General features: G+C 40.3%; 9 protein-coding genes and 1 pseudogene. 7 read left to right on the top strand and 3 right to left on the bottom strand.

What is annotated here, in order from left to right; translation table 11 throughout:
* Positions 1-442 precede the first annotated feature (442 nt).
* Positions 443-1,273, bottom strand: a complete 831-nt coding sequence (locus tag V7K55_RS11960; RefSeq protein WP_334831441.1) for a phytoene/squalene synthase family protein — start codon at positions 1,271-1,273, stop codon at positions 443-445.
* A gap of 1,468 nt (positions 1,274-2,741) precedes the next feature.
* On the opposite strand from V7K55_RS11960, the gene V7K55_RS11955 reads away from it, so the two are divergent.
* The 3 genes from V7K55_RS11955 to V7K55_RS11945 all read left to right on the top strand — a co-directional run bounded on the left by V7K55_RS11955 (position 2,742) and on the right by V7K55_RS11945 (position 8,355).
* A complete protein-coding gene (locus tag V7K55_RS11955) occupies positions 2,742-7,106 on the top strand; it encodes a PAS domain S-box protein (RefSeq protein ID WP_334831439.1) in 4,365 nt (1,454 codons plus the stop codon).
* Entirely contained in the window at positions 7,081-7,236 is a 156-nt protein-coding gene (locus tag V7K55_RS11950) for a hypothetical protein (protein WP_334831436.1), read from the top strand. The genes V7K55_RS11955 and V7K55_RS11950 overlap by 26 nt, the downstream gene beginning before the upstream one ends.
* Before the next feature lie 474 nt (positions 7,237-7,710).
* Positions 7,711-8,355: a helix-turn-helix transcriptional regulator gene (locus V7K55_RS11945; protein WP_334831434.1), complete on the top strand. Its 645-nt coding sequence runs from the start codon at positions 7,711-7,713 to the stop codon at positions 8,353-8,355.
* A gap of 158 nt (positions 8,356-8,513) precedes the next feature.
* On the opposite strand, the gene V7K55_RS11940 is transcribed toward V7K55_RS11945, so the two are convergent.
* Complete coding sequence (locus V7K55_RS11940; protein WP_334831432.1) at positions 8,514-8,996, bottom strand: DUF4168 domain-containing protein; 483 nt, start codon at positions 8,994-8,996, stop codon at positions 8,514-8,516.
* Positions 8,997-9,105: 109 nt separating this feature from the next.
* Complete coding sequence (gene holA, locus V7K55_RS11935) at positions 9,106-10,095, bottom strand: DNA polymerase III subunit delta (protein WP_334831430.1); 990 nt, start codon at positions 10,093-10,095, stop codon at positions 9,106-9,108.
* A gap of 159 nt (positions 10,096-10,254) precedes the next feature.
* Between holA and V7K55_RS11930 the strand changes: the two genes are divergently transcribed.
* The 4 genes and pseudogenes from V7K55_RS11930 to V7K55_RS11915 all read left to right on the top strand — a co-directional run bounded on the left by V7K55_RS11930 (position 10,255) and on the right by V7K55_RS11915 (position 12,793).
* Complete coding sequence (locus V7K55_RS11930) at positions 10,255-11,043, top strand: DUF1868 domain-containing protein (protein WP_334831428.1); 789 nt, start codon at positions 10,255-10,257, stop codon at positions 11,041-11,043.
* A gap of 112 nt (positions 11,044-11,155) precedes the next feature.
* Positions 11,156-11,374 (top strand): DUF6745 domain-containing protein, encoded by a 219-nt coding sequence (locus V7K55_RS11925; protein ID WP_334831426.1) that lies wholly within the window; start codon positions 11,156-11,158, stop codon positions 11,372-11,374.
* A 26-nt stretch (positions 11,375-11,400) separates the two neighbouring features.
* Positions 11,401-11,598: pseudogene (locus V7K55_RS11920) on the top strand (phosphate ABC transporter permease PstA); the annotation flags it as partial.
* 415 nt (positions 11,599-12,013) lie between these two features.
* Complete coding sequence (locus V7K55_RS11915; protein WP_334831424.1) at positions 12,014-12,793, top strand: phosphate ABC transporter ATP-binding protein; 780 nt, start codon at positions 12,014-12,016, stop codon at positions 12,791-12,793.
* Positions 12,794-12,798: the final 5 nt, after the last annotated feature.

Below are 12,798 nucleotides of genomic sequence, written 5' to 3'. Positions count from 1 at the left end.
TAATCACGGGGAGTATTACACTCTCTCTCAATTATTTAGATATTAATCAACTGTTGCCAGGTAATTTCTGCTGGAAATCCTTTAAAGAGTTCCTAAAGTCTAGCTGAGATTACGCAAGTAGTTTGCCAGAACACGATATGTTATTATACTTAACTAATAACTAGTGTTCGATCTAAAGTTTTTATTCCAAAATTTAAAATCGCTATTAGGGTAGTGACCAATGGTAGTCGCTATAATTGGCGATGACACCCCAATTCATTCATTTTGAGAGATCCCAGACGGTCACGGACTTGCTAACGCTTTTAGCGTCTCCTTTTCTCTACGAGACGCTACGCGTTGGGAAAATACTATACTGGCTCCCTTACAGAAAATCGCTGTAGGATTTTGGATGCCTAAATTTGGAGGCAATTTAGAATTGTCTCCATGAGTTATTAAGAAACTATTAGCTGGCTTTCATGTTCACACTAATCAGTTGTTCAATAAGTGCAAAAACATCACTACGGCTTAGTTTCTCTTTACCATTAGCAAGAGCATCAAGAGTGCCATTAGCTAAAGTTAAGGGAATTTGGCAAAAATCTAAGGCTGGGCCTGTAGGAAGATCTTTGGTATAAGCCTCAGCTAAGGCTAGATTGCGCCGCGCATACTCTTGCATATTTGCTGCATTCCAACCTTCTGGGAAGAAGTCTACCCCACGCCCCAAATCTTCAGTATGGTTACGCAGGATATTTACTGCTTGTAAACCTCGACCAAACCCAATGGCCTGAGTACGGTTAGTTTGCGTTCCATCGTACCAAGTCCATAAGTCCGAAAGTAATAATCCCACTGCACCTGCAACCCCAAAGGTATAACGATCCAAATCAGACTCTGTGTAAATTTTCCAGTTTATTTCTGCCCAAGAAGCCATCCGGTCTGCCATTGCAGCAGTGGCATCCCAAATTCGAGGTGCAATGGTTTCTGGTGCTAGCAGTGACCATTCTCTAATTCTCAGAGTGACTTCTTCTAGGGTATTCTCGTAGCCATTAAATCCTTCAAAGAAAGCATCTAGTGCGAAGCCATCAACGCCTGCCTGTAATGTCAGACTAATCCTTCTTAACAGCTTTGCTTTAGTAGCATTATCTAGTCCGGGATGATCTTCAATTTCATCAATGGCCCGCATACACAAATATGCCGATGCTACTGCTTCTTGTAATCCTGGCGGTAAAAGATTAATTGGGATATAAAAAGTTCGGCTAGTTTCTTCGAGGATTTGCAATGCATCTCTACGTAAATTCATGTTTTCACTCCCCGCTTGATTTTTGCACCACATGAAGTTTGCAGTTTTTTGATGATACTGGATATAGTTTTGACTAAACCTTAAAAACTATAGACTATAAGATACGCTAGTATTTCATCTAAAAATTAATCGTTTTTGGTGTTGCAATTAACAAAACTCTCAAATTTATCAAAGTCTAATCTAGTATATAGGCTTTTGGCTGCAAAAATTTGTAAGGTGTTGTTTGATATAGCTTTCATGATTTTCTAGCCTATATACAAATAATTATGCTAATATTCGGTTGATTACAGCGAAATTTTTCCATAAGCAAACATCCATTTTAGAGATTTGAAAGTCTTCTAAGTCTGCGTTAATCTGACTAGCGAAATATAATTATTGTATATATAAAGACAATCCAGTAAAAGCTGTAACGGATAAAGTAACTATCCGTACCTTTGGATGTAAACGGTGGTTTGTGGAAGAGTTAGAGTCAGTTAAATGAGACATTGAGGGCTGCAATGCCTAAATCAGGCATTGCTTAAGCTTGAGTGGTTATAGTCGGAGCCTCCTCGCTGTTCAAGGTGAGATAAAGTGACCATAGCCCAAAACAAGAAGTTCCCGTATATTTACCAGATTGATAATACAAAAGTGGGCTGTTTGCCCACTCAACAAAATATTTGTGAATATTTGACCTATCATTGGTCTCAAAATATGGAAATTCAAGTAGTTGTTTTGAGTCAGTCTAAAGCTATGGTCTCTACTTTTTAGCTCATAAATTGCTGGGTTTTGATTTACCTATGTCTGCGGATCAAACTGCGAACCGCAACACGGACTATCCCAGGTTTTTTGAGGAATTTTAGGCAAGGGTATAGTCTAAGTGGCTACAGATTACAGAATATTTGTGTGGCGGAAAATTTTCATCCCAGTCAGCTACAAATTTTGTCTAACTACGCCGTTTTGCTGTACTTATAAAGGGAGTAACTCTTTCAGTATCGTGGTTTTATGTGTCTTGATTTTTTTTTAAAACAATATATTCTGCCTAATATTAGATATGAAACATACTTCATAGTAGATAACTTAGTCAAATACTTATAGCAAAAAAACAGTTCAAAACTGAATATATTTGTAATCATAAATCCAGGCAAATATAAAACCTCTAAAAAAATTATGCCCCGCCATTCTTGAGCAGGCTTATTAAGTTTCAATTCACATTCTTGCTCATGTACCAGCAGAAAGAATCGCACTGGATGTTTGTAATGGAGCGATCGCTGGCCATTGAGCCGATATCCTCTGCAATTTTGAAATAGTCACAAAGGTGGTTTTTTCAGCCCTGATTATTTCCTACTCTAAATTATGCAAGAAAAAATATGCATCTGGGTAGATGAAAACTCAGTCAAGGGGTAGCCTAAAATACAAAGGGTCTAAATGATTAAACCGTAAGAAATACGGAAGTTTACCACTCTAGATAGATGCGGTTAGAGAAGACTAAATGTTAAATATTAACCGCTTGCGGCTGCAAGATGTAAAAATCCCTGCAAATTTACTTGTGGCAAAAGTCGCAAGTGCGATCGCTGTTTTTGTTGGCAGCTTGGTACTAGTTGGCTGGTGTCTTAGCATTGAAGTTCTTAAGCGCGGCTTTCCTGGGAGTCCTGCCACTATGAAGGTCAACACGGCGCTGTGTTTTGTGCTGTGTGGTGTCTCGCTGTGGCTGTTTTCAACAGCAGGGCGCAGGGAGCAGGGAGCAGGAAGGAAGGGGAAGAGAACAATTCCAAATTATCCCCACCTGGTTCTCTCTCCGACACTTATAATTTCTCGGGTCTGTGCAATAGCTGTCACCACGATTGGGGCGCTCACACTCGGTGAATATCTGTTTGGCTGGGATTTCGGCATTGATGAGCTAGTGTTTCGTGATTCGCTAACTAGTCTAGCGACATTTTATCCGGGGCGAATGGGGCTGAACACAGCAGTGAACTTTATGCTGGTCAGCGTCGCCCTACAAATTTTGATTGATCCAAAAACCCACCGCAGTTATTGGTATACCCAGATTATTGTTCTGATTGCTACTGTAATTTCCTTTCAGGCGCTCATGGGCTATGCCTACAAAGTGAAAGTTCTCTATGGAGTTGCTCTTTATACAACATCAATGGCATTACATACAGTGGTGTTGTTCCTCTTACTAAGTATGGGCATTCTGTGGGTACAGGCAGACCAGGGGTTAATGAAGGTAGTTACAAGTGATAGTTATGGAGGTTTACTTGCACGTCGTTTATTAATTCCGGCGATCGCAGTACCTTTTCTATTGGGGTGGGTAATTGTTGAAGGTGAACGAGCAGAACAATACGGTTCGGCGTTTGCAGTGTCGCTGTTTGCCATTATCCTAATTGTGATTTTTACTGTTTTGATTTGGCAAAGTGCGACGGTTATTGAAGGACTCAGCCATCAACGCGATCTTGCCCAGAAAGCACTGAGAACCTACGAAGCTAAACTTGGGAGTTTCGTAGATGCTAACGTCATCGGTATTGTATTTGGCGATGTGTATGGTGGTATCCACAAGGCAAATGACGAATTTCTCAGGATGATTGGTTACACGCGGGAGGATTTATTAGCAGGTAGGTTAAGTTCAAGCAATATCACACCACCAGAGTATTTATACTTGGATGAGCGAGGTGTAACCGAAGCAAAGGGAAATGCCAATAGTGCTTGTACACCTTACGAAAAAGAATACATTCGCAAGGATGGCAGCCGCATCCCGGTTTTAGTTGGTTATGTGCTGCTAGGAGAAAACCAGGAAGAGTCAGTAGCGTTTATCCTGGACTTGAGCGATCGCAAGCTTGCAGAAGCAGAGCAACAAAAATTAGTATCGCTGGTAGAAAATAGTTCTGACTTTATCGGTATAGCTACCCTTGAGGGTCAATTACTCTATATAAATGATGCAGGTCAAAAGCTGGTAGGGCTTGCTAGCATTGATGAAGTAAGGCAAAAAGTAGTATTAGATTACTTCATGCCGAAAGACAAAGCCTATTTTCAAGAATATATACTGCCAAATGTGCTGTCACAAGGGCGCTGGCAGGGAGAATTCTGCTTCCGACACCTCCAAACAGGTCAACCAATACCAGTTGATTACAATATCTTCACTGTTACAGATAACAACACAGGTCAGCCAATTGCCTTAGCAACTGTGACTCGCAATATCAGCGAGCAAAAGCAGGCCAAGGAAAAAATCTTACAACTAAATAAGGATCTACAGCGCCGCATTACTGAGTTACAAACTTTGTTAGAGGTAATTCCCATTGGAATTGGTATTGCTGAAGATCCACAATGCCAAAATATCAAGGTGAACCGTGCTTTTGCCAAGCAGTTGGGGATATCGTCAGATACTAATGCCTCCCTCAACGTTCCTAGTGACCAAAAATCCACAAGCTTTAAAGTCTACAAAGAGGGAAGGGAACTTTCAGCAGAAGAACTCCCAATGCAATACTCTGCTACTCATGGTGTCGAAGTTCTAGGTTGCGAAGTTGATATAGTCCATGAAAATGGAAAAATTGTCAACCTGCTGGAATCCGTTGCACCCCTATTTGACGAAGAGGGTAAAACTAGAGGAAGCGTTGGTGCATTTTTAGATATTACGGAGCGCAAACAAGCAGAAGAAGTACTTCTAAATCAGCAAAAATGGCTGGAGGATGTGCTAAATCTGATGCCAAGACCCTTGCTGTTTATTGAACCAGGAACGGCGCGGGTAACTTTTGCCAATCGCTCTGCTAATGAATTAGCTGGGGGCGAATTTCCTAAAGGTGTAGCAGCAAAAGATTATCACGCAGTTTACCACTATACAGATGCGGCAGGCGATCGCATTCCCAATGACCAAATGCCAGGAGTGCGGGTTGCCCTTGGCGAACGTCTCAATGGGTTGGAGGTAGACTGGCACACTCCCGCAGGTGTGCGCTCTCTACTGATATTTGCTGATACCTTGCCAGCAATGCACGGTCATCCGGCTACCTGTATTTTGGTGTTCCAAGAGATTAGCAACCTCAAACAGGCAGAAAAAGCACTCTCGTTAGGTTACAAAAGACTAAAGCTACTATTTGACACAGCCAACGATTTACTCTCAAGCCAAGAACCATTACTACTAATCGATAGCGTCTACCGAAAACTAAGAGAGCAAATTGGAATAGAAGTTTATTTGAACTATTTGGTTGAAGATAATTCCCAGGTATTGCGGTTAGGGTCTTACAGTGGCATTTCCCCAGAACTGGCAAAGGAAATCGAGTCGCTGGGATTTGGTGAAACGGTTTGCGGTACTGTAGCCCAAGAGCGTTGTGCAATAGCTCTAGAAAATATGCAGCAATCAACTGACCCAAAAACAGAATTGCTTCGTTCTTTAGGCATTACTGCTTATTATGGTTATCCGTTGATTGCTCAAGGACGGTTGTTAGGTACTCTTTCTTTTGGCAGCCGGACTCGGTTAAGCTTCACCGAAAATCAAAAGGGGATGATGCAAGCAGTATGCGACCAAATAGCGATCGCAATGGAACGGGCTAGTTTAATTGCTTCTTTGCAACAACAAACTGAGCAGTTGCAGGAGGCGAACCGGATGAAGGATGAATTTCTGGGGATATTGTCTCACGAATTGCGATCGCCCCTCAATGCAATTCTGGGCTGGGCGCAACTTTTGCAACGAAGCAAGCTGAGTGAAAGCCAAATGGCTAAGGCTACGGAGACAATTGAGCGCAATGCTAAGGCGCAAACCCAGCTAATTGAAGACTTACTAGATATATCGCGGATGATTAGAGGCAAGTTACGCCTAAATGTCCGTACTTGTAATTTGGTTCCGATGATTGAGTTTACCCTAGAGACTGTTAGGCTAGCCGCCCAATCTAAGGAAATCGATTTAAGATTTTCTGTTATTTCCTCAAAAGAAACACCAAATTCAGATTGGGGATTAGGAATCAATCAGGAAAATCTAGAATCTCCAGAAGCACAATTCCACAGCAATCAAGATTCAGAAGACAGCAAACTTGGCGAAAATTCCCAATTCCTAGTTTCCGGTGATTTCGAGCGTTTGCAGCAAATCATCTGGAATTTACTATCCAATGCCATTAAATTTACACCCACTGGTGGACGGGTAGAGGTGCAATTGTCTGTGGTAAATGGCGAAGAAAAACAACAGATAACAGATAAATATGCCCAAATTCAGGTGATTGACACAGGCATTGGGATCACTCCTGATTTTATCCCTTACGTCTTTGATCGCTTTCGTCAAGCTGATAGTTCTAGCACTAGAACCTATGGTGGATTAGGACTAGGATTAGCGATCGTGCATCATTTAGTAGAATTACATGGCGGTACTGTCTACGTAGATAGTCCAGGTAAAGAGCAAGGAGCGACGTTTACAGTCAAACTACCACTTCTAAAAAGTACCTCTCTTTCCCCTTTTCCTCCTGTACGTGTTCCCTCTCCCCTTTCCTTCGTCTCCCTTCTTGGCGTGCGAGTAGTGGTTGTAGATGACCAAACTGATAGCCGTGAATTTATCACCACAGTCCTCGAACAGTGCCAAGCCGAAGTTAAAGCAGTAGCATCAGTTCAAGAAGCATTGCAGGTAATTGCACAGTGGAAACCAGATGTTTTAGTCAGCGACATCAGTATACCTGATGAGGATGGTTATTCTTTAATCCGCAAATTGCGATCGCAACCACCAGAACTAGGGAGAAATATTCCCGCAGCAGCGTTGACAGCTTATGCTAGGGCAGAGGATCGGATGCGAGCTATACAAGAAGGTTATCAGCTACATTTACCCAAACCTATTGAAGCAGCTGAGTTGGCTACAGTGGTTGCCAGCCTTGTCGGGCGGACTTAGAGAAAATGGGGGATTGGGGATTGGGGATTGGGGATTGGGGATTGGGGATTGGGGATTGGGGATTGGGGATTGGGGATTGGGGATTGGGGATTGGGAAGAATTCTTGCTAACTCCCACCACTCAGCACTGATTCATCATAAGAATTGGGCAATACCCTTTTTCGCAATATCAAAATTTATATCAAATTCAAACTTTTTCCCAATTACCAAAAAGCAGTTTTTTTGCAATTTAGTGTAGTTGGTGAATATCTACGTATAAAGTATATTTTTATTTCGGTATTGCTCGTTATTTTGTATTGGTACGAGGTACACTATGACCCTTCTTGCTGCTTAAGGTAAAAGAAAGTTGCTTCAATAGGCAACGCAGTGACCACTCTTAAAAACAATCCGCTTGAGTTAAGACAGTTAATCTACATAGAGATAAAAATTTAGTCTCTTCCGAAATAGGTAATTTCAGAGTTGTATTTAAATTATGTAACCTGAATTCATTCAAATAGGCTACATAAATTATGGAATTATGGATTGAGTATTTCAATAAACTTGTGTAGAAAAACATCCATCTACTGTCTGTAGCTAGCATGATTTTATACATTAACATCCTTCCCATGAACGCCAAAACAAAGACATTAGTAAAAACAGTAGCAGAACTGCAACAGCCAGATAGTATTGACTTGCATAACTCGAAGCGAGTTAATTTTTTACAAGAAGTAATTGAAGGCTTAGAAGACGGTATATTAATACTAAGCCAAACTGGTGAAATAGTTCATACGAATGCATCTGCTAATCGCCTTTGTTCTCAATTCGATCAAGGCAATTTAAACCAGAGTTTTGTACCGTCAGCTATCTGGAATATTTGTGAATTGTTGCTCAGGAGTCAGTATTTATTTTCCGATAAACTTCTGATTCTGTCGGATGAAATTGTCCTTGATAAGTCAAATATTTTTCGGATTAGGGTGAGACTACTAGATTTAGATGGGTTTGAAATGCCTTGTTTATTAGTAACCATAGAAAACCAATGTGAGTCAGTGAAAAATGTAGCACTCACTGAAGTAAAAAAATTTGATCTCACGCCGCGAGAAGCTGAAATTTGGTTTCTCTATCGAAGCAACTATAGCTACAAAGAAATTGCTATAAAGCTTTACATCACCATACACACTGTGAAGAAGCACATGAAAAATATTCACACCAAGCGACAATCAAACCTATCTGATATATTGAACGATGGGATCGCGGTAAAAATTGATTCATAAAACGCAATAGGTTAATAAGTAGTAACCTCTTATCCACAAAGAAATATTTTATGAATCCATCCTTGCAGTTTTTTGTAGATAGTCAATGCTAGCCCTTGCTTTCATGCGGGGGTGGTCATTTTAAACTTAATCCTATCTATTTTATCTACAAGTTTGAACTAAGGGGAATCAGGACTTTTTTGTAGCCGTAATAAGGTATTATAGACCTGCCGTTTCAAGATATCGTTATTTTGTAGCTCTATAGTAATTTTATTGAACTGATCGATGCTCAAACCATTATCTTGGACAATTTTTTGAGAACGATTACAGTAATTTACTGCGATATCTTGAGCTTTTCTAGGAAGACCATTTATGCTGTTAGAATCGTTACAAACAATTTTGGGAATTTCTCCATTGCCAATAAGTTTTTTAATTTCTTCAAAGGCATTTTGACGGGCTGGTTCCATTGCTAGCACTGCTTGAGCGTAGCTGTTGATTTGAGTATTGTTAGCTATTGGTGGTGGAGTTTGACTATAAGCTTTTGAACTCAATGAAAAAGCGTTAGAAATCACACTTGCAGTAGCGATAACGCCGAAAAAAAATGATTGGCAAAGGATTCGCTTTCGGCTAGATTGGGAAAATAAATCAGAAATTTTATTCATATAGTATGTGACACAAAACTACATCATGGATATTATAAGGACTTTGAATTATTTTTGGAGTTGGAAGTTCCAGCAACTGCTCAATACATCAAGTTTTTATATTTGATTGTCAACTTCCTTGGCAGACTTGACAAAGTTCGATGACTTTAGTCTGAAATGTTGACATTTCTGATGCTCCTTGCTTGAGGCTCACTTCTAACTCCAATAGTAGAGGGAAACAAGAGATTAGCTGTTGCACAGAAAGCAGTTTTATTTCTTGCTGGAGGAAGTATATCCGTTTGGGATTACCGATATCAGCAGCAATAGCGATCGCTTGTTGATTGCGCTCACCACTTTCTATCATAATCTTGACCCATAGCCAGGTGCGAAATTGTCCAATCAGTGTAGCAACTATCCGTAATCCTGGCTCGGAAGCATCGATCAAATCTGCTAAGGTTGTCAAAGCTTTCGCTGTATCTCCCGTTCTGATTGCTGCTGCTAATTGTAAGCTATTTTGAGTAGTATTTCTTACTAACTTTGTAACAGTATCTACGTCTAAAGGCTTGTTGCTACCTTGGGCATATAACCGCAATTTCTCTATCTCATTGTAGAGTAATCGTGTATCATTTCCAACGGATTCCGCCAACAACTGGGCAGTATTGGCAGTTAATTTCACGCCCATAGTCTGGGCTGCTTGATTAACAGATTGCACTAGTAATTCTGTTTTCCAAGGGGGAATGAGGGGAAATTCTCGGAATTCAGTAGCAAATTGCTTTAACAATTTCGTGGATTTGAGGCGTTCATCTGGCTTGTTGCGGCTGGTAAGTAATAAAAATGAGTTTTCGGGAATTACAGGTAGCGATCGCACCAGTTCCCCTAAGACACTCTCTGGACAGTGCTGACACAGAGTAGTATTTATCAGCCATACCAAGCGCCCACCAGCGCCAAAAGTGGGTGTCATCGCCTGATTTAACCCCTGGATAGCAGCATCAGCTTGATCTGGGGTGAATGCAGTGTAATTAAAACTTATCCAGTCGGGATCGAGGACGCGATCGCGCAGCATAGCGATCGCCTTTTCTATAGCAAAATCATCTTCACCCCAGTAAACATAAATTGCCATAGATAAACCTCAATTGGGCATTGGGAAAGAATTCTTATAATTTTTAACTCCCCTATCCTTCAATCATCACACCCAAAAACTAAATACTTTTGAAATCATTCTGTTAATCGGGGTAATTTTCCCTAAAATCTATCAAGTGAGAGCGTGAGGCTATAAAGATTGGACGACAACTATCAAACTTACTTAAATCGGTTAGCACGACTGACGCTGCCAGAAGCCTACAGATCCCAAGCCCAGCATATTCAGGAATCTTCTAAATTTCAGCAACATTCTGGCTTGAGACAAGCAGCGTCCTTTCCTGGCTATACGCTAATTACCCCGCCTGCAGGAGAAGAATCAGAAAACTCTGCTTTCTATGCCAAATTACAGACTTACCAACAGGAAATTTTACAGTTGCCTGTAAACCGTGATTTGATTGTACCTCTACCTCCTGCTAGCTTTCATCTGACTTTAGCGGATTTAATTTGGGACAGTGCTTACCTTGACGCTTACGAAAAAAATCCCAAATTTGACGAGGAATTACACTCTCGTTTAGCTGAAATATTTCAGCAATATCAACAATTGATGACAAATAGGAGTCATCCGATTAAATGGCAAATGTTGGGACTAATACTGATGCCAAGAGCTATAGCCGTTTGTTTAGTACCCCAAGATGAACGCTGCTACGAGGAAATTATTAAATTTCGCCGAACAATTTATCAAAATCCCAAGTTAATTGCTTTGGGTATTGAGCAGCATTATCATTTCACAGCCCATGTTACATTAGCCTATTTCGGGGAGGTTTCATCTGACTTAGACCGTACAAGTTTCAGCACAAAGCTTTCTCAATTGAATGAACAATGGCTGTTTAATTTGCCAGAATTCTCGATCGATCGTGTCGAGTTGCGAAAATTTGACAACATGACACACTATTATCGTGAACCAGACTGGCCGATTTTAGATTTTTAAGTCATTAGTTAGTAGTCAGTAGTTTCAAACCTCTGAAAACTGACTACTAATTATGAATTAAGTTATTAACTTTCAACACGACAAGAAAAAATGGAATGTAATTCAAGATTTGATGCAAAATTGTGGTTTTATATTTCAATTTGAAAAGGTTTGTATAGTCTGCGATCGCTCTTGTAAGTTGTCTTTTGATGCAGAAAATCTGCTCCATGCTGAAGGTGAACCTGCTCTTCAATTTGCTGATGGCTATAGTGTCTATGCTCGCCACGGAAGACATCCTTCTGAAGAATATCGTGAGCGATATCATGAGGAACAAGATCCTGATTTCGTGTAAATGCACAGCCTAACCACGAATGATTTAGCATTCCTACAGGGATAATAACAGGAATTTTCTTGGCGGAATTTGGTCAAACCAACCCAATCACTAGTATTGTTCGTTTTATTGCCAGCATCCTTACAGGTGTGCCTTCCATTGTTGTAAGCGTATTCGCTTATGGTCTAATAGTTTTGCTTACTAAAGGATTTAGTGCGATCGCAGGTGGTTTTGCTTTAGCAGTCAAACGGAAGGTTCTCCTGATGGACGAGCCTTGCTCTGCTCTTGACCCCATCGCCACCATGAAAGTTGAGGAACTACTCCACAGTATAAAAAAACTAACTCCTCACTATCCATGAGGGGTATATAGTTTTGATATTTACATAATTATTTTAAATCGAACCAGCCCAAATCATTTTTAATAAGAAAGGATTGGTATGTAGGTCAAGGTGCGAAAGATAGGTATAAAAAGCACGCACAAGATATATTTTGGAACACAACCTTGATATGAATATCTACTAACAGTTTATCTGCTGTATAACTACTACATATCTACGTAATTTCTATGAATATCCCCCTTTGGGAGTAACATAGTGAAACAGCATTGCTAAAGTGTACTGTTTTACTGAATCGAGTTTTGTTTCACACGTTTTGGGGAATATGAGTAAACTAATTCCAGCCATCAGAGTCAAAAACTTCAGCTTATCTTACGACACTCAAAAGATAGTTGAAGGCGTGTCAATGGATATTTATCAAAACCAAGTCACGGCAATTATTGGTTCTAGTGGTTGTGGCAAGTCTACTTTTATTAAATCGTTAAATCGCATGAGTGAATTAGAAGGAGAAGTGAAAGTTGAAGGAAAAGTAGAATTTTTTGGACAGAGTATTTATGAGCGTCGTGTGAACATCAATCGGTTACGTCGCCAAATTAGTATGGTTTTTCCCAAGCCAAATCTTTTTCCTATGAGCGTTTACGATAATGTTGCTTATGGGGTGAAATTAGTTGGATGGCATCCGAAAGTAGAATTAGATGGGATTGTTGAATCTGCCATCAAATCTGCTGAACTTTGGGATGAAGTCAAAAATAAACTGCACAAGTCTGCTTTAGAACTTTCTGGTGGTCAACAAAAAAGATTATGTATTGCTCGTGCTTTAGCAGTCAAACCTAATGTTCTTTTGATGGATGAGCCTTGTTCCGGTCTCGATCCTATGGGTAGTATGAAAATTGAAAGTCTGATCCATAACTTGCGCTCTGAGTTGACAATTGTGATTGTTACTCACAATATGCAGCAAGTTACTCGCCTATCTGATTTTACGGCTTTCTTTTGCAGTAATGAAAATCGGATTACTCAAATGGTTGAATTTGGTACTACAAATAAGATATTTACTAACCCCGTGGATTCTCGCACCCGCGACTATGTTTTTGCCCGCGTCAGTTGAAGCGT

Origin of the sequence: Nostoc sp. (genome assembly GCF_036919895.1) — a bacterium.
Taxonomy (GTDB): domain Bacteria; phylum Cyanobacteriota; class Cyanobacteriia; order Cyanobacteriales; family Nostocaceae; genus Nostoc.
Note: the sequence above shows the minus strand (reverse complement) of the source record. Positions and strands in the feature narration are given on the sequence as shown.